The organism is Blochmannia endosymbiont of Camponotus nipponensis (assembly GCF_009827135.1).
Classification (GTDB): domain Bacteria; phylum Pseudomonadota; class Gammaproteobacteria; order Enterobacterales; family Enterobacteriaceae; genus Blochmanniella.
In genome coordinates this window covers 154,785-178,304 of the sequence record NZ_CP046534.1, presented here as the reverse complement: position 1 = coordinate 178,304, position 23,520 = coordinate 154,785, and the positions used below count along the sequence as shown (strand labels likewise).

Annotated in this window: 33 protein-coding genes and 4 tRNA genes; 34 read left to right on the top strand and 3 right to left on the bottom strand. The window is 30.8% G+C overall.

Annotated features, from left to right (window positions below):
• Window positions 1–175: 175 nt before the first annotated feature.
• Window positions 176–1,060 (bottom strand): prephenate dehydratase domain-containing protein, encoded by an 885-nt coding sequence (locus GN161_RS00815; protein ID WP_236840108.1) that lies wholly within the window; start codon window positions 1,058–1,060, stop codon window positions 176–178.
• A gap of 227 nt (window positions 1,061–1,287) precedes the next feature.
• Window positions 1,288–2,001 (bottom strand): outer membrane protein assembly factor BamD, encoded by a 714-nt coding sequence (bamD, locus tag GN161_RS00810; RefSeq protein WP_236840107.1) that lies wholly within the window; start codon window positions 1,999–2,001, stop codon window positions 1,288–1,290.
• A 156-nt stretch (window positions 2,002–2,157) separates the two neighbouring features.
• Between bamD and rluD the strand changes: the two genes are divergently transcribed.
• The 4 genes from rluD (at window position 2,158) to GN161_RS00790 (ending at window position 8,292) form a co-directional block, all read left to right on the top strand.
• On the top strand, window positions 2,158–3,132 hold the full coding sequence (gene rluD, locus GN161_RS00805) for a 23S rRNA pseudouridine(1911/1915/1917) synthase RluD (RefSeq protein WP_159714615.1): 975 nt from the start codon (window positions 2,158–2,160) through the stop codon (window positions 3,130–3,132).
• Between the two features lie 287 nt (window positions 3,133–3,419).
• Window positions 3,420–5,996, top strand: a complete 2,577-nt coding sequence (gene clpB, locus GN161_RS00800; RefSeq protein WP_159714612.1) for an ATP-dependent chaperone ClpB — start codon at window positions 3,420–3,422, stop codon at window positions 5,994–5,996.
• 391 nt (window positions 5,997–6,387) lie between these two features.
• Window positions 6,388–7,422 (top strand): UDP-N-acetylmuramate dehydrogenase, encoded by a 1,035-nt coding sequence (gene murB, locus GN161_RS00795; protein ID WP_159714609.1) that lies wholly within the window; start codon window positions 6,388–6,390, stop codon window positions 7,420–7,422.
• Window positions 7,423–7,599: 177 nt separating this feature from the next.
• A complete protein-coding gene (locus GN161_RS00790) occupies window positions 7,600–8,292 on the top strand; it encodes a biotin--[acetyl-CoA-carboxylase] ligase (RefSeq protein ID WP_236840106.1) in 693 nt (230 codons plus the stop codon).
• Window positions 8,293–8,539: 247 nt separating this feature from the next.
• On the opposite strand, the gene coaA is transcribed toward GN161_RS00790, so the two are convergent.
• Complete coding sequence (gene coaA / locus GN161_RS00785) at window positions 8,540–9,481, bottom strand: type I pantothenate kinase (RefSeq protein WP_159714606.1); 942 nt, start codon at window positions 9,479–9,481, stop codon at window positions 8,540–8,542.
• Between the two features lie 282 nt (window positions 9,482–9,763).
• Here coaA and GN161_RS00780 point away from each other — a divergent pair.
• From GN161_RS00780 to rpsD, 30 genes are all read left to right on the top strand, one after another.
• Window positions 9,764–9,836, top strand: a tRNA-Thr gene (locus GN161_RS00780).
• 13 nt (window positions 9,837–9,849) lie between these two features.
• Window positions 9,850–9,931 (top strand) — tRNA-Tyr (locus GN161_RS00775).
• Window positions 9,932–9,998: 67 nt separating this feature from the next.
• Window positions 9,999–10,070, top strand: a tRNA-Gly gene (locus GN161_RS00770).
• A 21-nt stretch (window positions 10,071–10,091) separates the two neighbouring features.
• Window positions 10,092–10,166, top strand: a tRNA-Thr gene (locus GN161_RS00765).
• Window positions 10,167–10,298: 132 nt separating this feature from the next.
• A complete protein-coding gene (gene bfr, locus GN161_RS00760) occupies window positions 10,299–10,769 on the top strand; it encodes a bacterioferritin (protein ID WP_159714603.1) in 471 nt (156 codons plus the stop codon).
• Window positions 10,770–11,116: 347 nt separating this feature from the next.
• Entirely contained in the window at window positions 11,117–11,428 is a 312-nt protein-coding gene (gene rpsJ / locus GN161_RS00755) for a 30S ribosomal protein S10 (protein WP_159714600.1), read from the top strand.
• Window positions 11,429–11,506: 78 nt separating this feature from the next.
• Entirely contained in the window at window positions 11,507–12,136 is a 630-nt protein-coding gene (gene rplC, locus GN161_RS00750) for a 50S ribosomal protein L3 (RefSeq protein WP_159715516.1), read from the top strand.
• Window positions 12,137–12,189: 53 nt separating this feature from the next.
• Window positions 12,190–12,789 carry a 50S ribosomal protein L4 gene (gene rplD, locus GN161_RS00745; RefSeq protein WP_236840125.1) on the top strand — a complete coding sequence of 200 codons (600 nt, stop codon included), beginning with the start codon at window positions 12,190–12,192 and terminating at the stop codon, window positions 12,787–12,789.
• Window positions 12,786–13,088: a 50S ribosomal protein L23 gene (rplW, locus tag GN161_RS00740; RefSeq protein WP_159714594.1), complete on the top strand. Its 303-nt coding sequence runs from the start codon at window positions 12,786–12,788 to the stop codon at window positions 13,086–13,088. The genes rplD and rplW overlap by 4 nt, the downstream gene beginning before the upstream one ends.
• 21 nt (window positions 13,089–13,109) lie before the next feature.
• Window positions 13,110–13,937: a 50S ribosomal protein L2 gene (gene rplB / locus GN161_RS00735; protein WP_159714591.1), complete on the top strand. Its 828-nt coding sequence runs from the start codon at window positions 13,110–13,112 to the stop codon at window positions 13,935–13,937.
• Window positions 13,938–13,963: 26 nt separating this feature from the next.
• Window positions 13,964–14,251 (top strand): 30S ribosomal protein S19, encoded by a 288-nt coding sequence (gene rpsS, locus GN161_RS00730; RefSeq protein ID WP_159714588.1) that lies wholly within the window; start codon window positions 13,964–13,966, stop codon window positions 14,249–14,251.
• A gap of 42 nt (window positions 14,252–14,293) precedes the next feature.
• Window positions 14,294–14,623, top strand: coding sequence for a 50S ribosomal protein L22 (rplV, locus tag GN161_RS00725; RefSeq protein ID WP_159714585.1), 330 nt, complete (start codon window positions 14,294–14,296; stop codon window positions 14,621–14,623).
• Between the two features lie 33 nt (window positions 14,624–14,656).
• Window positions 14,657–15,367 carry a 30S ribosomal protein S3 gene (gene rpsC / locus GN161_RS00720; protein ID WP_159714582.1) on the top strand — a complete coding sequence of 237 codons (711 nt, stop codon included), beginning with the start codon at window positions 14,657–14,659 and terminating at the stop codon, window positions 15,365–15,367.
• A gap of 7 nt (window positions 15,368–15,374) precedes the next feature.
• The gene (gene rplP, locus GN161_RS00715) at window positions 15,375–15,779 is read left to right on the top strand and encodes a 50S ribosomal protein L16 (protein ID WP_159715514.1); all 405 of its coding nucleotides are present in this window, start codon (window positions 15,375–15,377) and stop codon (window positions 15,777–15,779) included.
• Complete coding sequence (gene rpmC / locus GN161_RS00710) at window positions 15,776–15,982, top strand: 50S ribosomal protein L29 (protein ID WP_159714576.1); 207 nt, start codon at window positions 15,776–15,778, stop codon at window positions 15,980–15,982. The genes rplP and rpmC overlap by 4 nt, the downstream gene beginning before the upstream one ends.
• A gap of 14 nt (window positions 15,983–15,996) precedes the next feature.
• Window positions 15,997–16,254 carry a 30S ribosomal protein S17 gene (rpsQ, locus tag GN161_RS00705; protein WP_159714573.1) on the top strand — a complete coding sequence of 86 codons (258 nt, stop codon included), beginning with the start codon at window positions 15,997–15,999 and terminating at the stop codon, window positions 16,252–16,254.
• A gap of 123 nt (window positions 16,255–16,377) precedes the next feature.
• Complete coding sequence (gene rplN, locus GN161_RS00700; protein ID WP_159714570.1) at window positions 16,378–16,749, top strand: 50S ribosomal protein L14; 372 nt, start codon at window positions 16,378–16,380, stop codon at window positions 16,747–16,749.
• Window positions 16,750–16,764: 15 nt separating this feature from the next.
• Complete coding sequence (gene rplX / locus GN161_RS00695; protein WP_159714567.1) at window positions 16,765–17,085, top strand: 50S ribosomal protein L24; 321 nt, start codon at window positions 16,765–16,767, stop codon at window positions 17,083–17,085.
• 13 nt (window positions 17,086–17,098) lie between these two features.
• Complete coding sequence (gene rplE / locus GN161_RS00690) at window positions 17,099–17,638, top strand: 50S ribosomal protein L5 (RefSeq protein WP_159714564.1); 540 nt, start codon at window positions 17,099–17,101, stop codon at window positions 17,636–17,638.
• 32 nt (window positions 17,639–17,670) lie between these two features.
• Window positions 17,671–17,976 carry a 30S ribosomal protein S14 gene (rpsN, locus tag GN161_RS00685; RefSeq protein WP_159714561.1) on the top strand — a complete coding sequence of 102 codons (306 nt, stop codon included), beginning with the start codon at window positions 17,671–17,673 and terminating at the stop codon, window positions 17,974–17,976.
• Window positions 17,977–18,011: 35 nt separating this feature from the next.
• Window positions 18,012–18,407 (top strand): 30S ribosomal protein S8, encoded by a 396-nt coding sequence (gene rpsH, locus GN161_RS00680; protein WP_159714558.1) that lies wholly within the window; start codon window positions 18,012–18,014, stop codon window positions 18,405–18,407.
• On the top strand, window positions 18,397–18,960 hold the full coding sequence (gene rplF, locus GN161_RS00675; protein ID WP_159714556.1) for a 50S ribosomal protein L6: 564 nt from the start codon (window positions 18,397–18,399) through the stop codon (window positions 18,958–18,960). Before rpsH ends, rplF begins: the two co-directional genes overlap by 11 nt.
• A gap of 30 nt (window positions 18,961–18,990) precedes the next feature.
• On the top strand, window positions 18,991–19,344 hold the full coding sequence (rplR, locus tag GN161_RS00670; RefSeq protein ID WP_159714554.1) for a 50S ribosomal protein L18: 354 nt from the start codon (window positions 18,991–18,993) through the stop codon (window positions 19,342–19,344).
• A gap of 20 nt (window positions 19,345–19,364) precedes the next feature.
• Window positions 19,365–19,889 carry a 30S ribosomal protein S5 gene (rpsE, locus tag GN161_RS00665; protein ID WP_159714552.1) on the top strand — a complete coding sequence of 175 codons (525 nt, stop codon included), beginning with the start codon at window positions 19,365–19,367 and terminating at the stop codon, window positions 19,887–19,889.
• 173 nt (window positions 19,890–20,062) lie between these two features.
• Window positions 20,063–20,500, top strand: coding sequence for a 50S ribosomal protein L15 (gene rplO / locus GN161_RS00660; RefSeq protein ID WP_159714550.1), 438 nt, complete (start codon window positions 20,063–20,065; stop codon window positions 20,498–20,500).
• A 10-nt stretch (window positions 20,501–20,510) separates the two neighbouring features.
• Entirely contained in the window at window positions 20,511–21,830 is a 1,320-nt protein-coding gene (gene secY / locus GN161_RS00655) for a preprotein translocase subunit SecY (protein WP_159714548.1), read from the top strand.
• Between the two features lie 53 nt (window positions 21,831–21,883).
• Window positions 21,884–22,000 carry a 50S ribosomal protein L36 gene (gene rpmJ / locus GN161_RS00650; RefSeq protein ID WP_159714546.1) on the top strand — a complete coding sequence of 39 codons (117 nt, stop codon included), beginning with the start codon at window positions 21,884–21,886 and terminating at the stop codon, window positions 21,998–22,000.
• Between the two features lie 44 nt (window positions 22,001–22,044).
• Entirely contained in the window at window positions 22,045–22,401 is a 357-nt protein-coding gene (gene rpsM, locus GN161_RS00645; RefSeq protein ID WP_159714544.1) for a 30S ribosomal protein S13, read from the top strand.
• A 37-nt stretch (window positions 22,402–22,438) separates the two neighbouring features.
• Complete coding sequence (rpsK, locus tag GN161_RS00640) at window positions 22,439–22,831, top strand: 30S ribosomal protein S11 (RefSeq protein WP_159714542.1); 393 nt, start codon at window positions 22,439–22,441, stop codon at window positions 22,829–22,831.
• A gap of 37 nt (window positions 22,832–22,868) precedes the next feature.
• Window positions 22,869–23,492, top strand: a complete 624-nt coding sequence (gene rpsD / locus GN161_RS00635; protein ID WP_159714539.1) for a 30S ribosomal protein S4 — start codon at window positions 22,869–22,871, stop codon at window positions 23,490–23,492.
• Window positions 23,493–23,520: the final 28 nt, after the last annotated feature.

Below are 23,520 nucleotides of genomic sequence, written 5' to 3'. Positions count from 1 at the left end.
AGTTGTTTTATATACCAATATATGTGCTTTCATCTTGATATTGTTGAGAATTTTATATATTAAAAATATAGTATATTTGTTATGTGTGTTATTTAACTTCATGGATGATTCGTGTATTGTCATATTACAAATATTTGATTGAATTCCACAATATAATATATATAGAGATTCATTTTTAATTACGGCTGCTGCTTATTTTAATTGGTGTAGGTTGATAACAACCTAATATTTTTAATGAGTGAGAAATTTTTTGTAGTTCCTTCAAAATCTGGTGTATATATGTATCATTTATATGCGCCATCATTTCAATAATAATTATGCCTTTTGATTTATTATCTAATGAAAGACGTGGTCTTAAATAATTTGTTTGAATATTATAAAATTGTAATATTTTTAATACTTCATATAATTTTTCTGATCGTTGATTGATAGAGATAATAAGTATAGTTTTTATAATGGGTATGGAGTTACTAAGAACTTCGATATTTTTATTTTTTAAAATAATAAATTTAGTTTCATTTTTATGTGAATTGGATAAATTATATGTCAATAATGAATGTAAACCATACAATGTACCTCCTTGTATACTTCCCAAAGCTGCTAAATTAGATTGCTTTAATGTAGCTACTATTTTCATAGCAACTGCGCTGCTTTTACAGAATATAATTTTCCATGTTGAAAAATTTTTTAAAAATTTACTACATTGTTGAGCAGGTTGAGGATGACTGTATATAATCTGAATTTGATTTATATCAGTATGATTCTTAACTAAAATACAATGTTTGATAGGTATAGTAATTTCATCTACTAAAACCAATTGAGTGTTTAGTAACAAATCGCATATTTCATCAATTAAACCAGAGTTAGAGTTTTCGATGGGAACTACACCATATTCTGCTTGATGGTATTCCACTAAAGTAAAAATATCGTTGAATTTTTGACAACTATGTTCTATTACTTGATCAAAACTACGATTAGCTGCATATTGCATAGCAGCGATATGAGAATAAGAACCTTTAGGGCCTAAAAAAGCTATGTGTACTATAGATTTAGAAATCATAATAAAACTCATTGTCGTAATATTTTAAGTTTCAGTTCAATATAATATTTATATGGTAAATGTAAGTACTATAATAGTAGTAGTATTATGAAAGTTAGCATTTATTTACGTGATGTATCATAATATTTTATTATATTATATTTTCTTTATATCAATATATCCTTGTAACATTATTTTGGGTTTGTATGATATCTATATGGAGATAAAATGTTTATAAAGTTATTGAATCAATATATTGGATTGATGGCAATAATTTTCGCTACTTTATTTGCTTGATCTGGTAAATATATATTTTTATATGCTTGTTGCATATAATGTAGTGCTTGACGGGTTGCTTGAGTATCTGGAAAACGATATAACATTTTTTCTGCGCGCGTTATTACTGATATATAAGCATTTCTTTTTGCATAAAAAGTTATAATAGATAGTTCATATTCAGCTATTCTGTTTTTTAAAAAAATTAAACGTTTCTGAGCATCTGCGGAATATCGGCTATTTGGATATTTACATATAAGTTTTTTGAAACTATGAAATGCTGTACATGCATGTATTGGGTTGCGATCAAACCAGTTTTTGTTTAGATATTTTATTAATATTTTATTGTCTTCATCTAAATGCATGTTAATTATACCGTGCATATATAATATATAATCAAAATGTTTGTGATTAGGATATAATTTAAAAAAATGTTTTATATAATTATTTGCTGATTTTAATTCGTTTGATTTGTAAGAAGCATAAATTAAATCTAAATGAATTTGTTGTGGACAAGGGTCAAACAAATTTAAATTTTTTAAATTTGTTAGATCTTGTATAGCTTCTTTATAATCGGTGTTATGTAGTTTTTTTTGAACAGATTTATAAAGATTATAGGTAGAATAATTGACAGTATGAATAGAAGCAGTGGAAGAGGAAGTCACAATGAGACTAATGATCAACATGATCATTATATGGTTTTGAGTTCGTTTCATAAAACTTTTGTTAATATTTCACGTAGTATATAAAAGGCTAATTAAATTATTATATGATACATTTATTTAAGTAAAATGTATCATATAATAATTTAATTAGCCTTTTATATTTCATCGTATATTGAAATGGTGACACCTGAATATTGTGTTATAAAGCCTATGGTTGTGCGGAAATCGCAATCTGGGAAACGTTTAGATTGTGTTCTTTCTGAATTACTAGCAAATTATTCGCGTTCTCAAATAAAACATTGGATCCTTTCTAAAAAGGTAAATGTTAATAACCAGACAGTTATTTTACCTAAAAAAAAAATGATAGGGGGTGAATTTATTCAAATAAAAAATGTTATCAATGTTAACAATAGCATAGTTCCTCAAGATATTCCTCTTAACATTGTATATGAAGACAATGATATTCTGGTGATCAACAAAGCGAGGAATATGGTAGTTCATCCCGGAGCTGGAAATTTTTCAGGTACTGTGTTAAATGCTTTGTTATATAAATATCCATCTATTAGAAAAGTTTTTCGAGCGGGTATTGTTCAACGTCTAGACAAAGATACTACCGGGTTAATGGTTATCGCTAAAAATGTTATTGCATATTATAGTTTATTGCAATTGTTTAAAAAACGAAAAATCATTAAAGAATATGAAGCGGTAGTTTTAGGAAATTTTTTGCATAAAGAAGGAACGGTAGATGAACCTATTAAAAGACATGCTATTCATCGTACTCGCATGGCAGTTAATCCTATGGGCAAATCTGCTATAACGCATTATTCTATTATAGAATCGTTTAATATGTATACTAGAATTCGTATACGCCTTGAAACTGGAAGGACTCACCAAATTCGTGTACATATGGCTTATATTAATCATCCATTACTAGGAGATCAAAAATATGGAAAACTTATGTGTTTTAATAAAGGTGCCCCTGATGAACTTAATAATTATTTACATGCTTTTAATCGCCAAGCGTTACATGCAACCACATTACAATTACATCATCCTATTACTAAAGTAAAAATGCAATGGGATATACCTTTGCCAAAGGATATAAAAAAATTAATAAATATATTGAGAAAAAATGAAGCATATTGCAAATAGTGCTATTATTCTTACCATGGAAATTTTTATTAAACTATAATTATTATGCAAAATGGTTATTTATTTATATTCCTTCAGATTAGTAGATATGATAAAGCAGTTATAATCGAGTATTGTTATATTTATAATTCATATTATATTAGTATGTGAGTGTATAAAAATGTATTTTAATATTTAGTAGTTTAAATGTTTGAATTTTGAATATTTAATTTTTTACATCAACATAGGGATGTTTCTGTGATATATGGCGATTAATATTTTATTTATTGTAAGAGGAAAATGAAATTATGCGATTAGATCATTTTACTCATGATTTTCAATTGGTCCTTTCTAATGCTCAATCTATAGCGCTTAGAAATGATAATCAATTTGTTGAATCCGTACATGTAATGCTTGCTTTTCTACAAGAAGAGAATGGATCAGTATATCAAATATTGGTGCGTGCTGGGTTTAATATATCTCAATTAACTGTATTAGTTGAGAAAGCATGCAATTGCTTACCGAAAGTAGAAGGAATTGGTGGAGATATTCAATGTTCTTACGATTTAATTAGAATGTTAAATTTGTGTGATAAATTAGCTCAAAAATACAATGATACTTTTATTGCATCAGAAATGTTCATTTTAGCAGCTATAGACTCTCATGGTGCATTAAATGATTTATTAAAGAACTCTGGAATTTCCTCAGAAAATATAAAAAAAGCAATACATTATATACGTAATAATCGTTCAATTAGTAATCAAACATCGGAATCTCAACGTCAAGCATTACAGAAATTTACTGTGGATATCACTAAGCTTGCAGAACAGGGTAAGCTTGATCCTGTTATTGGTAGAGATGAGGAAATTCGTCGAACTATTCAAGTGTTACAGAGACGTACTAAAAATAATCCTGTACTTATAGGTCAACCTGGAGTAGGAAAGACTGCGATCGTTGAAGGATTAGCGCAACGTATTATTAATAGGGAAGTTCCAGAGGGTCTGAAGAATAGTCGTATATTAGCTTTAGATATGGGGGCATTATTAGCAGGGTCAAAGTATAGGGGAGAATTTGAAGAACGTTTAAAAAGCATATTAAATGATGTATCTAAAGAAGATAGCAATATTATTTTATTCATTGATGAATTACATGTTATGATTGGGGCTGGTAAAACTGATGGGGCAATGGATGCAAGTAATATGCTGAAACCAAGATTAGCTAGAGGTGAATTGCATTGTGTCGGGGCTACTACACTTGATGAATATAGCAAATATATCGAAAAGGATGCAGCCTTAGAAAGACGTTTTCAAAAAATATTTGTTGCTGAACCTAGTATTGAAGATACTATAGCTATTCTTAGAGGATTAAAAGAACGTTATGAGTTACATCATAATGTTCATATTACTGATCCAGCAATAGTGGCTGCTGCAACTTTATCGTATCGATATATTTCTGATCGGCAATTGCCAGATAAAGCTATTGATTTAATTGATGAAGCTGCTTCTAGCATTCGTATACAAATAGATTCTAAGCCAGAAGAACTGGATAGATTGGAGCGACGTATTATACAGTTGAAATTAGAACAGCAAGCATTACAAAAAGAATCAGATGATGCTAGTATAAAACGATTGGAGATTTTGACTGCTGAATTGATACAAAAAGAACAAGATTATGCTAATCTTGAAAAAGAATGGAAAAAAGAAAAAATCTCTCTGTCTAATATCCAAAATATTAAATCTGATTTAGAACAAGCAAAAATTTCTATTGATCAGGCGCGTCGCGTTGGGGATTTAGCTCGTATGTCTGAATTACAATATGGTAAAATTCCAGAATTAGAAAAAAAACTGTCCTTAATGTTACAATCTAATAATAAAACAATACGTTTTTTACAAAATTGTGTTACTGATATAGAAATTGCTGCGGTTTTATCTCGATGGACTGGTATTCCTGTGTCTCGAATGCTAGCTAGTGAAAAAGATAAGTTATTGCATATGGAACATTATTTACATCAATTAGTTGTTGGACAAGATGAAGCAGTACAAGCAATATCTAATGCTATTCGTAGGAGTCGCTCTGGATTATCTGATCTTAAACGCCCCATTGGTTCATTTATGTTTTTAGGGCCCACTGGAGTAGGTAAAACTGAATTGTGTAAGGCTTTATCTGTATTTCTTTTTGATACTAATAGTGCAATGATTCGTATTGATATGTCTGAATTTATGGAGAAACATTCCGTATCAAGATTGTTAGGAGCTCCTCCTGGTTATGTGGGATATGAATCAGGAGGATATTTGACTGAAGCAATACGTCGTAGGCCGTATTCCGTGATTTTATTGGATGAAATAGAAAAAGCTCATGCAGAAATTTTTCATGTATTGTTGCAAGTCTTAGATGATGGGAGATTAACAGATGGGCATGGGCGTACAGTAAATTTTAATAATACTGTTATTATTATGACATCTAATTTAGGTTCAGATTTAATTCAAAAACGTTTTGGAACCGTAGATTATCAGGAGATTAAAGTTACGGTTTTAGATATAGTTAATCAACATTTTCGTCCAGAATTTATTAATAGAATTGATGAAATAGTAGTATTTCATCCACTTAGTGCTGAACATCTTATTAAAATTGCTAATATTCAGTTACAGCATTTATGTAATCGTTTAGAAGAAAAAGGGTATCTTAATACTGATATTACTAATGAAGTATTAGAATTTTTATCAAAAGTTGGATTTGATCCGGCGTATGGTGCGCGTCCATTAAAACGTGCTATACAACAGTATATTGAGAATATATTATCTCAAGAGATAATCTCTGGGAGATTGTTACCAGATAAAAAAATTACTATAGATATAGTAAATAATAGAATCGTTTTTATTCAATGAATATTGAAATAATAAAATTTATTAAAAACTAAATTATTTTAGTATTTATTTGGTAAGAATTATATGTAGTAAATGAATTCTTTATTCATACTTAATCAAGTAATTGTATATGTTTAACATTTTATTATATATATTTTTATGTACATATATGGTGTGAATAGTATTGTTTTTGGGTAATGTATTAAACATATTCTATGAAATTATTTTTTTATAATGAAAAAGATGGCAATGGATATTATTTTTTGGAGAAATAGTATAATACATACATATGTGCGTCGAGTATGCATAAGTGCTTATGTAAACTTGCATACTATTATATAGTCACATATAAACACAGCTGTTCTAAGATCTATTTGGATACGTACCTAATATTTTGTTAACAATAAAATATATGAAGTATCATTTTCGATTGAAGTCGTTAAATACTTTTTCAATTAACGTATTTGCTAAAAATATAGTAACAGCACATAATGAACATACATTATTACAGTTTTGGAAAAAAGCGTATAATAAAGGAGAACCTGTCCTTATTTTAGGTGGCGGTAGTAATATTTTATTTTTAGAAAATTACATTGGTACAATATTATTAAATAGGATCAAAGGTGTTTTTATTACTGAAAATAAAATAGCGTGGCGGCTACATGTTGGAGCTGGAGAGAGATGGGATGAATTAGTAGTTTATACTATACATAAGAATATACCAGGTTTAGAAAATTTAGCGTGTATTCCAGGATGTGTAGGGGCGGCTCCGATTCAAAATATTGGCGCTTATGGTATTGAGTTATCTCAAATATGCGAGTATGTAGATGTTATAGATTTGTATAGTGAAAAAAAAATTCGTTTTACTTGCGCTGAATGTGATTTTAAATATAGAAATAGTATTTTTAGAGATTGTTTAAAGAGATATGTTGTTGTATTTGTGGGATTGAGGTTACTTAAAAACTGGAAACCTATATTAAATTATAGTGGATTAAGTCATTTAAATAAATATCATATTACATCCCGTCAAATTTTTAATGTTGTCCGCAGAATTAGACATAAAAAGTTACCAGATCCTGTTTTAGTAGGAAATGCTGGAAGTTTTTTTAAAAACCCAATAATAGATATTAAAATGGCAGCTTGTTTGTTTCAAAATTATCCAAATATACCTTATTATTATCAAAAGGATGGTAGAATAAAATTATCAGCAGGATGGTTGATAGAGCATTGTCGACTCAAAGGTTGTGTATTTGGAGAAGCAGCAATATATCCTAGACAGGCATTAGTATTAATTAATACCAGAAAAATAGCTACTGGGACTGAAATTGCAGCACTTGCTCTTTATGTATATAATAAAGTTGCAGATAAATTTAAAATTTATTTGCAACCTGAAGTTAGATTAATTGGTAGTAATGGAGAAATAAATCCAAAAAAATTGTTTGTGTAATAAATAGTCAGAGAATGATCATCTATGTGTATATTATTTAATAATAATAATGTGAAATTAGAGGTGTTTCAAATATTTTTATTTTAGATACAATTTGTAAATTAATCTTAAGTCATAAAGATATGAGAGCAATTAAAACGTAAATATTTATTTGTTTTTTTTGGAGGTTTGAAAATTTTGTTAGGGTATAATGAAAATTATAATTTTTCTACATATTCTTCTTTTTTGAATGAATCTGAAATTTTAAAACATTTGCCTGAAGGTAGAGTAATGGTTCTGAATAAGATTAGCTCAACTAATAGGTATATAATAGATAATATTCCATATATAAGATCAGGTGATGCTTGCGTTACAGAGAATCAAACACGAGGCAGAGGTAGGCGTGATAAAATTTGGGTTACTCCTTTTGGAGAAGGGGTGTGTTTATCTATGTATTGGCAGTTACATAAGATTTCTCCTATAATCATTGAGTTAAGTTTAATAATAAGTATTGTTGTGGCAAAAGTATTAAAGAATTTTGGTGTATCCCAGATTAAAATTAAATGGCCTAATGATTTATATGTGTATGGACGCAAATTAGCAGGGATTTTAATTGAAATAATAACAAGAGAGGATAGTATTAGTCATATAATAATAGGTATTGGCATTAATGTGGCTACACACACACGTATAACGTTGGATAATAAAATTGGTAAAAATTGGATTAATTTAAAAGATGTTGGAGTGATACTGGATCGCAATATTTTAGTAGCAACACTTATTAATGTATTACGTAAGGAATTAATGGATTTTGTACTTTTTGGGTTTACGCCATTTATTTCTTATTGGAAAATTTTTGATGGTTTATATAATAAACCAGTGCATTATTGATTGGTGATTACATAATATGTGGTACAGTTTTTGGAATTAATATGTATGGAGTATTAATAGCGAGAAAAGAAGGTTCCGTGTGCTATTATTTAGGAAATAATGTTGCTGTTTATGTATCTTGATACAAATAATGTGCCAAATATTTGAGTCGAAATATTTTAAATTTATTTTTTTTGATCATACCGTAATCAGTGTTTTTATAAAGTAAACTAACTGCAATAAAAAATTTTATTTTTTATAGTTATTGTTATTTTTTTAGTTGCACATTATTTATGGTGTGATTAATATCTTTTTTTAAAATTAAATTTGCGCGTTTTCGGGTAGGTAAAATATTTGTTTGTAAATTAAGTCGATTAATGTTAGTCCATAGTTGTGAAGCTATGGAAATTATCTTTTTTTTAGACAATTGAGTATAACGATAAAAATAAGAATTAGAATAAGAAAAAGTGGTATAACAAAATTTTAAAAATCTATCGATATACCATTCTTGCAGTAAATGCTCTGGAGCATCAACATAAATAGAAAAATCAATAAAATCAGATATAAAAACACAAGGTGAGTTACAATGATAATTGTGATGATTTTGTAGGATATTTAATCCTTCTAGAATAAGGATATCTGGTTTATATACTACTTGTTGAACATTAGGAATAATGTCGTATATTACATGAGAATATACGGGAATTGTCATCGACTTGACTCCAGATTTAATTTTAGAAATAAAATTCATTAAATTAGTGATATCATAAGACTGCGGGAAACCTTTTTTTTTCATTAAGTGCCGTTTTTTCAAAATTTTATTAGAATATAAAAAACGGTCAGTTGTTACTAATTCTACAATGCGATGTTCAGGCCATCTGCTAAGCAGCGTTTGTAATATTTTGGCCGTGGTACTTTTTCCCGCAGCAACACTGCCAGTAATACCAATAATGTATGGTATACGTTTTTTTTGGATATTTAAAAATTGTTCTAAAGCAGTTTGCTGTTTTATATTCGAACAAATATATAGATTAAGTAATTTAGATAATGGCAAGTAAATTTCTATTATTTCATTTATAGAAAGGTCATTATTTATTTCTTTTAAATTAAGAATATCTCTTAGGGATAGAGTATTGTTAACATTATCCCTAAGAGATGCCCATTCTTTGCGACTAAAAGTTAAAAAAGGCGCAGACGAAACGTGTAGCATATTGTTTCTACTATTATAGATAAGTATTTATTTTATATAGGATTAAATTCTTATATAAACACTTGATCGAAATAAATGATTAAATTATAATTTATGAATTATAGTGAAAGCATCACGAAATGAATAATAATTTCGGTTGTATTAACAAATTAAAAAATTAAATTTTTTAATAAATATTTTGAATAATTTTATTATATTAAATACACTAGCTCAGTGAAATTAATTAAAATATATGTTTATTAGAAAAGGTTAATATTATTTTTTCAACAATATCAATGTGATGCCGGTGTAGCTCAATAGGAAGAGCAACTGATTTGTAATCAGTAGATCAAAGGTTCGAATCCTTTTGCCGGCATCTATAAAATTTTGATGGGGTTCCCGAGTGGCTAAAGGGAGCAGACTGTAAATCTGTCGTCGTAGACTTCGAAGGTTCAAATCCTTCCCCCATCATTTTTAATCTTGTGTTATAATGTAGAGGTGTTGTTGTCACATCAATAATTACAGGTTTTATTATGTAGTGGGCATCGTATAATGGCAATTACCTCAACCTTCCAAGTTGATGATGTGGGTTCAATTCCCACTGTCCGCTCATATAATATCTCAAAATTACGCTGATATAGCTCAGTTTGGTTAGAGCACACCCTTGGTAAGGGTGAGGTCAGCAGTTCGAGTCTGCTTATCAGCATTATATTTTCGATTTTTTTATGATGATAAGAGGATAGTTTGCAAGTGAAAGAGGGTAAAGCATGCTAAAAAATTGAGTTTTTGATTTAAAACTAATGGTTATGAATATGTGAAATAAAGTATAGGAGATTTCATGAAAGGAGATAATTATATTATTACTAATCTTAATAGTTTATTAAGTGATGAGTTGATTGCTGTAAATCAATATTTTTTACATGCAAAAATTTTTGAACATTGGAGGGTAGAACGTCTTAAAGATATAGAATATCAAGAATGTATGGATGAATTAGAGCATGCAGATCTTTATACTAAACGTATTTTATTTCTAGAAGGTATACCTACTTTAAGAAAATTTGAATTATTAAATATTAAAAAGAATATTGAAGATATTTTGCGTGATGATCTTAGTTTAGAACATCATAGTATTGAAAATTTACGTAAAGGTATAAAATATTCTGATTCAATACAAGATTATGTTTCCAGAGATATAATGGTACAAATTCTTAAGGATGAAGAGAAACATGTTGATTTTTTGGAGACAGAACTGAATATCATGACAAAAATTGGTATGAATAATTATATACAATCACAATTGAAGAAATGATTTTTTGCGTTACAAAAATGTTGTAAGTTATCTGTGTAACTTTTTTAATATTTAATTCATTAAAGATATTTTTGAAAATTTTATTTTAAATCGATCTTGTTTTTTTATTTGATTACTGGTATCCTAAATTTAGGTAATTTTTTTATTCTAGAAGATAGAAAGGATTAAAATGGAATTAGGTGGTATGTTTTCATTAAGGATGAAAAGCAAATTTTTTGAGTATTAATGTGGTGAAAAGCAAATATTTTTACGAGTTATTTTTTAAACTATTTTGATTAAAATAGTGTAATAAAATTGTATATATATAGTGGTTTATGAATAATTAATTGGGAGCTATATATTTAAATATGCAGAATCAAAGGATCCGCATTCGTTTAAAGGCATTCGATCACCGGTTGATAGATAAGTCGACTGTAGAGATTGTGGAGACAGCTAAGCGTACTGGCGCTCAAGTACGTGGCCCTATTCCGTTACCTACTAAAAAAGAACGATTCACTGTTTTAATTTCTCCACATGTTAATAAAGACGCAAGAGACCAATATGAAATACGTACTCACAAGCGTTTGATAGATATTGTTGAACCTACTGATAAAACAGTAGATGCTTTAATGCGATTGGATTTAGCAGCGGGAGTGGATGTACAGATTAGTCTTGGTTAGTTTTTATATATGGTGTGCACATGTAAGATAACAGAGAGATTTTTGTTGAATGGAATAGGAGAGGTTATATTAATCATTATGCAAGGTTTGATTGGTCGAAAATTAGGTATGACTCGATTGTTCAATACAGATGGGGTGTCTATACCTATAACTATGATTGAAATCACACCACATCGTATAACACAAATAAAAAATATTGAAAACGATGGATATTGTGCAGTTCAGGTGACTACTGGTATTAAAGATGTTAAACGTATTAATAGACCAGAAGCAGGGCATATGACAAAATCAGGGGTTGATATCGGGCGTGGTTTATGGGAGTTTCGTTGTGAAAATGCTACAATGATGTCAGTAGGAGATATCATCACGATACAGATTTTTAGAAGCGTTAGGAAAGTTGATGTTACAGGAATATCTAAAGGGAAAGGTTTTACAGGTACAGTAAAGCGTTGGAATTTTCATATGCAAGATGCAAGTCATGGTAATTCTTTATCGCATAGAGCTCCTGGATCTATCGGTCAAAATCAGACTCCCGGTAGAGTATTTAAGGGTAAGAAAATGGCGGGTCAGTTAGGAAATTATAAGATTACAGTACAAAATCTAGATGTTGTTGATGTTGATATAAAACGTAGTTTATTGTTAGTTAAAGGTGCTGTTCCAGGAATAATTGGTGGAAATTTAAGTATTAAAAGATCCGTTAAAATATGATTTTAGAGAAAAATATATAAATGAAATTGGCAGTCAGAGATTTTGCGGTAGAAATGAGTATATCACATGAAACTAAATTTTCTGTATCTGATAAAATTTTTGGATGTCCTTTTAATCCGGCATTAATACACCAAGTGGTTTCTGCTTACTTGACTAATTCTCGTCAAGGTACTCGATCTCAAAAGAGTCGATCAGAAGTTTCTGGTTCTAATAAAAAACCTTGGCGTCAGAAAGGTACAGGTCGCGCGCGTTCTGGATCGGTAAAAAGTCCTATTTGGCGTTCCGGCGGGGTGACATTTGCAGCTAAACCTAAATTATATAACCAAAAGATAAATAAAAAAATGTATCGAGGAGCAATAAGAAGTATTTTGTCTAGATTAGTGTCTGATGATCGTTTATTTTTAGTGAGAAATTTAGTTCTAGAGGAGCCAAAAACTAAATTATTATTAGAAAGACTTAAAAAAATAACATCAAAAAAAAATATATTGATTTTTACTGATTTTTTAGATAAAAATTTGATTTTAGCATCACGCAATATTTATAAAGTAGAAATACGCGCAGCGACACGTATAGATCCAGTAAGTTTAATAAATTTTGATATTACGTTAATTACTGATAGTGCTGTATCAAAAATTGAGACACAGTTAATATGATTTATCAAGAGCGTTTACTGAAAATATTGCGATCTACACATGCTTCTGAAAAAACATCTATTCAGTCGGAACAATGTAGTACTTTTGTTTTTAAAGTATCGAAGTATTCAACTAAAATGGATATTAAAAATGCTATCAATGTGTTATTTTCTGTAAAAGTGCATAAAATTAATGTTGTAGTTGTTATGGGAAAACGTAAAGGTACGGTTAATAATATAGGTCGCCGTAGTAATTGGAAAAAAGCATATGTTGTTTTAAAAAAAGGACAAAAGATAGATTTTATTAATACGATAGAGTAGATGAACGTGGAAAATTAAAAAATGTCTATTATTAAATGTAATCCAACTTCTCCGGGTAGACGGCATGTAATAAAACTAATTAATAGAGATTTACATAAAGGACGGCCTGTTTCTTCATTGTTATCCAATAAAATTAATAATAAATCAGGCGGACGTAATAATTATGGTCGTATTACCGTACGGCATATCGGAGGAGGGCATAAAAAACGTTATCGAATAATTGATTTTAAGCGTAATAAAGATGGGATTACAGCTGCGATAAAACGTTTAGAATACGATCCAAATCGTTCAGCAAATATAGCGCTACTGTTGTATAGAGATGGGGAGAGACGTTATATTTTGGCTCCAAAAGATATAAAAATAGGAGATGTTATTAGTTCTGGGATAGATGTTCCAATAAAACCAGGCAATGCTTTGCCTATGAGTAATATTCCGATAGGATCTGTTGTACATAACGTAGAAATGAAATTAGGAAAAGGTGGTCAATTAGCCCGTTCTGCTGGGTCTTATATACAAATTGTAGCTCGTGATAAAGAATGTGTGGTATTGCGTCTTAGATCAGGTGAAATACGTAAAATACGTTGTGAGTGTCGAGCAACTGTAGGTGAAGTGGGTAATTCTGAGCATATGTTACGTATGTTAGGTAAAGCTGGAGCCAACAGATGGCGTGGGACTCGCCCTACTGTACGCGGAACAGCTATGAATCCCATCGATCACCCTCATGGAGGTGGAGAAGGTAAAAATTTTGGAAAGCATCCTGTGTCTCCTTGGGGAGTGCAGACCAAAGGAAAAAAAACACGTAGCAATAAACGTACTGATAGATTTATATTATCTCATTGTAATAAATAAAATTTGAAGGTTTAGGAAGAAAGTTCATGTCGCGTTCTATTAAGAAAGGGCCTTTTATTGATCTACATCTTTTAAAGAAAGTAGAAAAAGCAATAAAAATGGGTGATAAAAAACCTATTAGAACTTGGTCACGACGATCTACAATATTTCCAAGAATGATCGGGTTAACTATTTCAGTGCATAATGGACGTCAACATATGCCAATATTTATTTCAGATGAAATGGTTGGGCATAAACTGGGTGAATTTGCTCCAACTCGTACGTATCGAGGACATTCAGTGGATAAAAAAATAAAAAATATTATTAAAAAATAACTGTATTATTAATGTGAGATGTACTATAGGGGATATTCTGGTATGGCAACTGTTGCAAGGTCCCGTTATATTCGTTCTTCTGCTCAAAAACTTCGTTTAGTGGTTAACACAGTACGAGGAACAAAAGTAACTCAGGCGTTGGATATTTTAAAGTATACTAATAAAAAAACCGCTGGATTGGTAAAAAAGACCTTAGAATCAGCTATTGCTAATGCGGAACATAACGATGGTGTAGATATTAACAATTTGAAAATTATTAAAATTTTTGTTGATAATGGTCCTAGTGTTAAAAGAGTTATGCCGCGTGCTAAAGGACGTTCAGACAAAATTATGAAACGAACTAGTCATCTTACTATAGTAGTATCTGATTAAAAAAAATAGATTTCAACGGACGGAGCATTGAAAATGGGGCAAAAGGTACATCCGAACGGTGTGCGTTTAGGTATTATTAGGGCGTGGCATTCTACTTGGTATGCAAATAACAAAGATTTTTCTGATAATTTGGATGGTGATTTTAAAGTACGTCAGTTTTTGATGCAAAAACTTTCAAAAGCTTTAGTATCTCGTATAATTATTGAACGCCCTGCTAAGAGCATGCGGGTAACTGTTTATACAGCTCGACCTGGTCTTATAATTGGAAAGAAAGGGGAAGATATTGAAAAATTACGTAAAAACATAGCGAAAATTTCTGGTGTGCCAACACAATTAAATATTGCTGAGGTTCGTAAGCCAGAGTTAGATGCTAAACTTTTATCTGATAATATTGCATCTCAATTAGAACGCAGGATAGTGTTTAGGAGAGTAATGAAACGTGTTGTACAAAGCGCTATGCGCTTAGGTGCTAAAGGTATTAAAGTAGAAGTAAGCGGTAGATTAAGTGGAGCCGAAATTGCTCGCACTGAATGGTATAGGGAAGGACGTGTTCCATTGCATACTTTACGTGCTGACATTGATTATAGTTGTTCAGAAGCACATACTACATACGGTGTAATTGGTATTAAAGTATGGGTATTTAAAGGTGAAATTTTAGGAGATGTATTACTTACTACAGGATTTTCAGATCAATCCAGTAATAATTTTACTAAAAAAAATATAAAACTCGCATATAAAGGATAGTATGATGTTGCTGCAACCAAAGCGTACAAAATTTCGTAAAATGCATAAAGGGCGCAACCGAGGAACCAAAGTAAATGATAATATTAGTTTTGGTGAATTTGCTTTAAAGGCTGTTGGTCGTGGGCGATTAAAATCTTGTCAAATTGAAGCCGCACGGCGTGCTATAAGTCGTGCTATTAAGCGTCAAGGAAAAATTTGGATTCGTATATTTCCAGACAAACCTATTACTAAGAAACCTCTCGAGGTACGTATGGGTAAAGGAAAAGGGAATGTAGAATATTGGGTAGCATTAATACAGCCAGGAAAGATTTTATATGAAATAAATGGAGTATCAAGAGAGTTAGCATACAATGCTTTTAAATTAGGTGCATCAAAATTACCAGTGAAAACTACTTCGATAGGAAGATCATGAGAAACATAATAAAATCATTAGAACAAAAAACAAATGGTACCATTACGTCGATTCAATCAGCACTAATAAACGCATTACGTGAACATTTTAATTTACGTATACAAGCAAAAGTAGGGCAGTTAAAACAGTTGCATTTATTAAAAAAAGTACGTCGTGATATAGCGTCTATTAAAAGTTATTTATCTAATAATAAAAATATATAAATAGAGAGTATTCCATGGAAGATAGGCAACGTATCAAAATAGGTCGTGTAATTAGTAAAAAAATGAACAAATCTGTTGTTGTTGCCATAGAAAGATTAATTAAACATGCAACATATAAAAAATTTATCAAATGTACCACTAAACTGCATGTACACAATCCTAATGAAGAGGCTAATGTTGGAGATTTCGTGGCAGTAAAAGAATGTCGTCCTATTTCTAAAACCAAATCTTGGATACTAATTTCTATTATCAAAAAATCGGATTATTTGTAAATATATAATAAAAAAATCGTATGTAATTAATGATTATTTGATAATAATCTGCACATTAATAATATGTGATTATATATATATTTATTTTATAAATTTAAATTAATTGTTATTATGGGGTGTTATGTGATTCAGGAACGTACTATTTTAAGTGTTGCTGATAATTCTGGCGCACGATATGCAATGTGTATTAAGGTGTTAGGGGGATCTGGTCGTCGTTATGCAAATATTGGAGACGTTATTAAAGTTGCAATTAAAGAAGCAGTACCACGGGCTAAAGTAAAAAAAGGTGATGTGTTAAAAGCTGTTGTAGTACGTACAAAAAAAGGTGTACGTCGTTCAGATGGATCTATTATTAGGTTTGATAGCAATGCTTGTGTATTGTTGAATGACATCAATATACAACCTGTGGGTACTCGTATTTTTGGTCCGGTAACTCGTGAATTACGCAATGAAAAATTTATGAAGATTATTTCTTTAGCTCCTGAAGTACTTTAATGGAGATTATTATATATGGCAGCAGCTAAAATTAAACGTAATGATGAGGTTATTGTGTTAAGTGGAAAAGATAAAGGAAAAAAAGGAAAAGTAAAACGTGTTTTTCCCGATCAAGGAAAAGCTATAATAGCCGGAGTAAATCTGGTAAAAAAACATCAAAAACCCATCCCAAATAAAAATCAACCAGGAGGCATTATTGAAAAAGAAGCATCTGTTGATTTATCTAATATTGCAATATTTAATACTGCTTTAAATAAAGCGGATCGTGTAGGATTTAAAATAAAAAATGGTAAAAAGATTCGTATTTTTAAGTCTACTGGGGATATAGTAAAATGATCGGAAATAGTATATGACTAATTTATATGATTACTATAAAAATAATGTAATACAGGATTTAATGCAGAAATTTCAGTATCGATCTATTATGCAAGTTCCCAAAATTAAAAAAATTACTATTAATATGGGGGTAGGTAAATCTGTTATTAACAAAAAATTATTAGAAAAATCAATAGAAGATTTAATGGTAATTTCAGGACAAAAACCAATTGTCACTAAAGCGCGTAAGTCTATTTCTAGTTTTAAAATTCGTCAAGGTCAGCCGATCGGGTGTAAAGTCACTTTGCGAGGTATGCGCATGTGGGAATTTATTGAAAGATTTGTTTTTATTGCTATGCCCCGTATTCGTGATTTCCGTGGGTTATCCATGCGGTCTTTTGATGGTCATGGCAATTATAGTATTGGAATTCGAGAGCAAATTATCTTTCCAGAAATTGATTATGATACCGTTGATGATATGCGAGGCATGGATATTACTATCACCACTAGTGCTATTTCTGATAATGAAGCACATGCTTTGTTAACTGCTGTTCGTTTCCCGTTTAGAAAATAATTTGCTTTACTTCAAATAGAGGAGCTTCAATTATGACTAAGGAATCTGTAAAGGCCCGTGAAAAAAAGCGTTTAAAATTAGTCAATAAATATTATATGCAGCGTGTTTCTCTTAAAAAAATTATTATTAATTCACATATTCCTAACGAGGAACGTTGGAATGCTGTTTTAAAGTTACAAACTTTACCCCGTGATTCTAGTCCATCCAGACAACGTAATCGTTGTCGTCATACTGGACGACCTCATGCTTTTTTAAGAAAATTTGGTTTGAGCCGCATGAAGGTACGTGAAGCTGCTATGCGTGGTGAAATCCCTGGTTTAAGAAAAGCTAGTTGGTAATTGCAATAAATATTGTGTTGTTGGAGATGATTATAATGAGTATGCAAGATTCAATTGCAGAAATGTTAACTACTATACGTAACGGGCAAATTTCTAAAAAAGAAAAAATTTTTACTCCGTCTTCTACAATGAAAGTAGCTATTGTTAATGTATTAGTAGAAGAAGGATTTATACAAAAATATAATATTAAAGATGGTGTTAAACCTACTTTAGAAGTATTTTTGAAATATTATAAAAAAAGAAAGCCGGTGATAGATATTATAAAGCGTGTTAGTCGACCTGGTTTACGTATTTATAAAAAGAGGAAAGAATTACCTCAGGTTATGTCTGGTATGGGTGTTGTTATAGTTTCTACTTCTAAAGGTGTAATCACAGATAATAAAGCTCGGCAACTTAATGTTGGTGGGGAGATTATATGCTATGTGTCTTAATACTAAAAATATTGCTGAATCATATATATATAAAACAATGATTTCTATTCCTAGCATAATAACTATAAAAGTAAAAGACTATCGTATTTCTGTGAGGGGTGCACTTGGTACACTAACTTATAAATTGCACGAATCGATTGATGTACAATTTTATGATACATCAACATTATTGATATGTATTAATAATTTTGATGTTAAAAATAAAGCTTTAATAGGAACAACACGTGCATTGATTAATGGTATGATTACTGGTGTTACAACAGGTTTCACTAAGAAACTACAATTAATAGGAATAGGTTATCGTGTATTTATTCAAGAGAATGTAATCAATCTAATTATAGGTTTATCTCATTCTGTTAATTACATATTACCTATGGACATTACAGTAACTTGTCCAAGTCAGACTGAAATTGTTTTAAAGGGAATGAATAAACAACTTATTGGTCAAGTTGCAGCAGACTTAAGGGCGCTTCGTCCTCCTGAACCTTTTAAAGGCAAGGGTATTCGTTATATTGATGAAATAGTGCATATTAAAAACACTAAGAAGAAATAATTGTTATTAATAATATAGAGAACATGTAATATGAATAAAAAAGATGCTCGTATTAGGAGAGCCTTGAAAACAAGAAAAAATTTATACAAATTAGGTGCTATTAGATTGGTAGTACATAGGACTGGTCAGCATATTTATGCGCAAATAATTTCAAAAGATAATTCTGATGTTTTAGTCACAGCATCTACGATGGAGAAATTTATTTCTAGTCAGTTAAAAGCTACTAGTAATAAAAAAGCTGCAGCTATAGTAGGAAAAATTATTGCAGAACGCGCAATAAAAAAGGGTATTGTAAATGTATCTTTCGATCGTTCTGGATTTAAATATCATGGTAGAGTGCAAACCTTGGCTGATTGTGCTAGGCAAACTGGGTTAATTTTTTAAAAAAGTAGTAAGGTAATAATATGAGATATATCGATAAACAGCCTGGTGAGTTGCAAGAAAAATTAATTACAGTCAACCGAGTGTCCAAAACGGTTAAGGGCGGTCGGGTATTTAGTTTTACAGCATTAACTGTGGTTGGAGATACCAATGGTCGTGTGGGATTTGGTTATGGTAAAGCTCGTGAAGTTCCTTCGGCAATTCAAAAGTCAATGGAAAAAGCTCGTCGCAGCATGATAATTATTTCCTTATATAAAGGTACTTTACAGCATGCAGTCAAGGGAGCATATACGGGTTCTCATATTTATATGCAACCTGCTTCTGAAGGAACTGGAATTATTGCTGGAACTACGATGCGTGCTATTTTAGAAGTTGTTGGAATACATAATGTATTAGCAAAGGCTTATGGATCTACAAATCCTATTAATATAGTTCGTGCAACTATGAATGCGTTACGAACTATGAAATCTCCCGAAATGATTGCAGAAAAAAGGGGTAAATCTGTTAGAGAAATTTTAGGTCATTATAGTTATGTTAAAAATTATTAAATTTATTTAGGGTGGAATTTTTTTGAGTGTTACCAGAAAAAATAAGAAAACTTTATATGGATTGAGTTAGGATATGCGTTTCATATTAGAAGTATTAGAGCAAGAATTGATCACCTGTTATTTGTGTCAGGACTGGTTTGGCCAGTTACATAGTCAAAGTGGAGTAGTGAATTATGCAACTTAATACTATTTATCCGTCCAAAGGATCTAAATGTTTAAAAAAACGAGTAGGTCGAGGTATAGGATCTGGGTTAGGTAAAACAGGGGGTCGTGGGCATAAAGGGCAAAAATCTCGTTCTGGAGGTAAAGTGCGTCTTGGATTTGAGGGTGGACAGACTCCTTTATATCGTAGGTTGCCGAAATTTGGATTTGTGTCTCGTAGAGCAATGGTTACTCAAGAGGTTAGATTGTCTGATTTATCGTGTATTTCAGATAAAATAATAGATATAAATGTGTTGAAAACATATAATATTATTAATAATAAAATTAAGTTTGTTAAAATTATAATGTCTGGAGAGATTCAATCTCCCGTCATAATAGATAGTTTCTTACGTGTAAGTAAAGGCGCGCGTACTGCAATTCAGTCTGTAGGTGGTCAAATAAAGGAGTGATTATATCAAAATGATAAAAGTTATTAATAAAAGACGTCCTGCATCTACTTTTCAAAGCATAAAAGGAGGATTAAGCGAGTTGAAACGTAGAATTGTATTTGTAATTGGTGCTTTAATTATTTTTCGTATAGGATCATTTATTCCAATCCCAGGGGTAGATTTAATTGTTTTGGCTAAAATTATTGAACAGCAGCAAGGCACTATTATTGAAATGTTTAACATGTTTTCTGGGGGGTCTTTAAGTCGTGCTTCTATTTTTAGTTTAGGAATTATGCCATATATTTCAGCTTCGATTATTGTACAATTATTAACCTCGGTACATCCTGCTTTAATAGAAATTAAAAAAGAAGGAGAAAGTGGCAGAAGAATTATTAATCAGTATATTCGTTATGGGACTTTAATATTGGGAATTTTACAATCAGTAGGTATTGTTACTAGTTTGCCTAATGTGTCGGGGTTAGTAATTAATCCAGGATTTTCTTTTTATTGTATAGCAATTATTAGCCTTGTTTGTGGTACGGTTTTTTTAATGTGGTTAGGTGATCAAATCACTAATAGAGGCATAGGAAACGGTATTTCAATGATTATTTTTTCAGGAATAGTTGCTGGATTACCGTTCGCTATAGGACATACGATAGAACAAGTTAGACAAGATGAATTACATTTTTTTATATTGATTCTAGTAATTTGTTTGGTATTTAGTATTACTTTTTTTGTTGTATTTATGGAGCGAGCTCAACGTCGTATTTTAGTGCATTATGCTCAACGTCAGAAAGGTCGTCGTGTTTATGCCGCTCAAAGTACACATTTACCACTTAAAGTAAATATGGCTGGTGTTATTCCAGCTATTTTTGCTTCTAGTATAATTTTGTTTCCAGGTACTGTTGTTTCTTGGTTTGGTAGTAGTACCAGCTGGAAATGGTTGACTACGATTGCTTTATATTTACAACCAGGTCAACCATTATATATATTACTTTATGCAGCAGCTATTGTATTTTTTTGTTTTTTTTATACATCTTTAGTTTTTAATTCGAGAGAAACAGCTGAAAATTTAAAAAAATCCGGAGCGTTTGTTCCTGGAATTAGGCCGGGAGAGCATACTGCAAAATATATTAACAAAATTATGTTGCGTTTGACTTTTATTGGTGCAATATACGTGACATTTATTTGTTTAGTGCCAGAGTTTATGAGAATAGCTATGAAAGTTCCTTTTTATTTTGGGGGGACATCTTTACTTATTGTAGTTGTGGTGATTATGGACTTTATGGTTCAAGTACAAACTTTAATGATGTCTAGTCAATATGAATCTGTACTAAAAAAGCAAATCTGAAATATTTTAATTACTGGTTTAAAGATGATTATATTTTATATAGAGGGAAAGTTATGAAAGTACGTGCATCAGTAAAAAAATTATGTCGTTATTGTGAAATTGTGAAGAGACACAATGTTGTTCGTGTAGTTTGTCGTATAGATCCAAAACACAAACAACGGCAAGGATAATTATTTAATGTATAGAATTATTAATTTTTAGGAGTATAAAAATAGTGATACGTATTGCAGGTGTCAATATTTCTGATCGAAAACATGCCGTGATTGCTTTAATGTCCATTTATGGTATAGGGAAATCTCGTGCTCGCTCAATTTGTTTAAATATAGGGATAAATGAACATATACAGCTTTCTAAATTATCTGACATACACATAGATAAATTACGTGATGCAGTTGATAAATATATTGTAGAAGGGGATTTACGTCGTGAAGTGACTTTAAATATTAAACGTTTGATAGATCTTGGTACGTATCGAGGATTACGTCATCGCCGTAGTTTGCCAGTACGAGGGCAAAGAACTAGAACAAATGCAAGAACTCGTAAAGGTCCTCGTAAATTAATAAATAAATAAATAACAGTATTAATAAAAAAGAAATTACAAATATAAAATGATTAAATCACCTAATCTTCGAGCACGCAGGCGGCTTAAAAAACAAATTTTAGATGGTGTAGCACATATACATGCATCTTTTAACAACACTATTATTACTATTAGTGATAAACAAGGTAATACTTTAGGATGGACTACAGCTGGTGGTTCTGGATTTCGTGGGTCTCGTAAATCTACACCATTCGCCGCGCAGGTAGCAGCTGAACGTTGCGCTGAAATAGTTCAAGAATATGGAGTAAAAAATTTAGAAGTTATGGTTAAAGGACCAGGCCCGGGGCGTGAATCTGCAGTACGAGCGTTAAATACAGCAGGATTTCATATTGTTAGTATTACTGATGTTACTCCAATTCCTCATAATGGTTGTCGTCCTGCTAAAAAACGACGTGTCTAAAGAATATTAATTGGTTATTTTGAAGGAAACAAAATGTATGGCAAAATATTTAGGACCTAAACTTAAATTAAGTCGTCGTGAAGGTACGGATCTTTTTTTAAAATCTGGAATTCGTTCAATTGATTCTAAATGTAAACTTGAACAACTTCCGGGTCAACATAGTATCCGTAAATCCCGGTTTTCAGATTATGGAATACAGCTACGAGAAAAACAAAAAGTTAGACGTATATATGGTATTTTAGAACGTCAATTTTCTAATTATTATAAAAAGGCTTCACGTATTAAAGGTAATACTGGTGAAAATTTGTTGAAATTATTAGAAAGTAGATTAGATAATATTGTATATCGTATGGGATTTGGAGCGACACGTGCCGAAGCTCGTCAATTAGTGAGTCATAAGTCCATTATGGTCGATAACCGCGTTGTTAACATAGCTTCATATCAGGTTTGTCCCAACGCTGTTATTAAGATACATAAAGCATCATATCAGCAATCTAGGATTCGTGCTGCCTTAGAACTTGCTGAACAACAAAGAGAAGATATAGCATGGATTTCGGTTGATCCTGTGAAACTACAAGGTTTATTTAAACGTTATCCAGAACGTAGTGAATTGTCTGCAAATATTGATGAACACTTGATTGTTGAGTTATATTCAAAGTGAGTGAAAGTTGTAAAATAATAAAAAGAGA

Coding starts and splice junctions, on each gene's coding strand:
- coaA (WP_159714606.1), bottom strand. CDS start 9,481: ATGCTACACGTTTCGTCTGCGCCTTTTTTAACTTTTAGTCGCAAAGAA.
- rpsN (WP_159714561.1), top strand. CDS start 17,671: ATGACTAAGGAATCTGTAAAGGCCCGTGAAAAAAAGCGTTTAAAATTA.
- rplB (WP_159714591.1), top strand. CDS start 13,110: ATGTCTATTATTAAATGTAATCCAACTTCTCCGGGTAGACGGCATGTA.
- rplF (WP_159714556.1), top strand. CDS start 18,397: ATGTGTCTTAATACTAAAAATATTGCTGAATCATATATATATAAAACA.
- bamD (WP_236840107.1), bottom strand. CDS start 2,001: ATGTTGATCATTAGTCTCATTGTGACTTCCTCTTCCACTGCTTCTATT.
- bfr (WP_159714603.1), top strand. CDS start 10,299: ATGAAAGGAGATAATTATATTATTACTAATCTTAATAGTTTATTAAGT.
- rplC (WP_159715516.1), top strand. CDS start 11,507: ATGCAAGGTTTGATTGGTCGAAAATTAGGTATGACTCGATTGTTCAAT.
- rplO (WP_159714550.1), top strand. CDS start 20,063: ATGCAACTTAATACTATTTATCCGTCCAAAGGATCTAAATGTTTAAAA.
- rpsH (WP_159714558.1), top strand. CDS start 18,012: ATGAGTATGCAAGATTCAATTGCAGAAATGTTAACTACTATACGTAAC.
- rluD (WP_159714615.1), top strand. CDS start 2,158: ATGGTGACACCTGAATATTGTGTTATAAAGCCTATGGTTGTGCGGAAA.
- rplE (WP_159714564.1), top strand. CDS start 17,099: ATGACTAATTTATATGATTACTATAAAAATAATGTAATACAGGATTTA.
- murB (WP_159714609.1), top strand. CDS start 6,388: ATGAAGTATCATTTTCGATTGAAGTCGTTAAATACTTTTTCAATTAAC.
- rplX (WP_159714567.1), top strand. CDS start 16,765: ATGGCAGCAGCTAAAATTAAACGTAATGATGAGGTTATTGTGTTAAGT.
- GN161_RS00815 (WP_236840108.1), bottom strand. CDS start 1,060: ATGATTTCTAAATCTATAGTACACATAGCTTTTTTAGGCCCTAAAGGT.
- clpB (WP_159714612.1), top strand. CDS start 3,420: ATGCGATTAGATCATTTTACTCATGATTTTCAATTGGTCCTTTCTAAT.
- rpsJ (WP_159714600.1), top strand. CDS start 11,117: ATGCAGAATCAAAGGATCCGCATTCGTTTAAAGGCATTCGATCACCGG.
- rpsE (WP_159714552.1), top strand. CDS start 19,365: ATGAGATATATCGATAAACAGCCTGGTGAGTTGCAAGAAAAATTAATT.
- rpsK (WP_159714542.1), top strand. CDS start 22,439: ATGATTAAATCACCTAATCTTCGAGCACGCAGGCGGCTTAAAAAACAA.
- rplW (WP_159714594.1), top strand. CDS start 12,786: ATGATTTATCAAGAGCGTTTACTGAAAATATTGCGATCTACACATGCT.
- secY (WP_159714548.1), top strand. CDS start 20,511: ATGATAAAAGTTATTAATAAAAGACGTCCTGCATCTACTTTTCAAAGC.
- rplD (WP_236840125.1), top strand. CDS start 12,190: ATGAGTATATCACATGAAACTAAATTTTCTGTATCTGATAAAATTTTT.
- rplR (WP_159714554.1), top strand. CDS start 18,991: ATGAATAAAAAAGATGCTCGTATTAGGAGAGCCTTGAAAACAAGAAAA.
- rpmC (WP_159714576.1), top strand. CDS start 15,776: ATGAGAAACATAATAAAATCATTAGAACAAAAAACAAATGGTACCATT.
- rpsQ (WP_159714573.1), top strand. CDS start 15,997: ATGGAAGATAGGCAACGTATCAAAATAGGTCGTGTAATTAGTAAAAAA.
- rpmJ (WP_159714546.1), top strand. CDS start 21,884: ATGAAAGTACGTGCATCAGTAAAAAAATTATGTCGTTATTGTGAAATT.
- rpsC (WP_159714582.1), top strand. CDS start 14,657: ATGGGGCAAAAGGTACATCCGAACGGTGTGCGTTTAGGTATTATTAGG.
- rplV (WP_159714585.1), top strand. CDS start 14,294: ATGGCAACTGTTGCAAGGTCCCGTTATATTCGTTCTTCTGCTCAAAAA.
- rpsD (WP_159714539.1), top strand. CDS start 22,869: ATGGCAAAATATTTAGGACCTAAACTTAAATTAAGTCGTCGTGAAGGT.
- rpsS (WP_159714588.1), top strand. CDS start 13,964: ATGTCGCGTTCTATTAAGAAAGGGCCTTTTATTGATCTACATCTTTTA.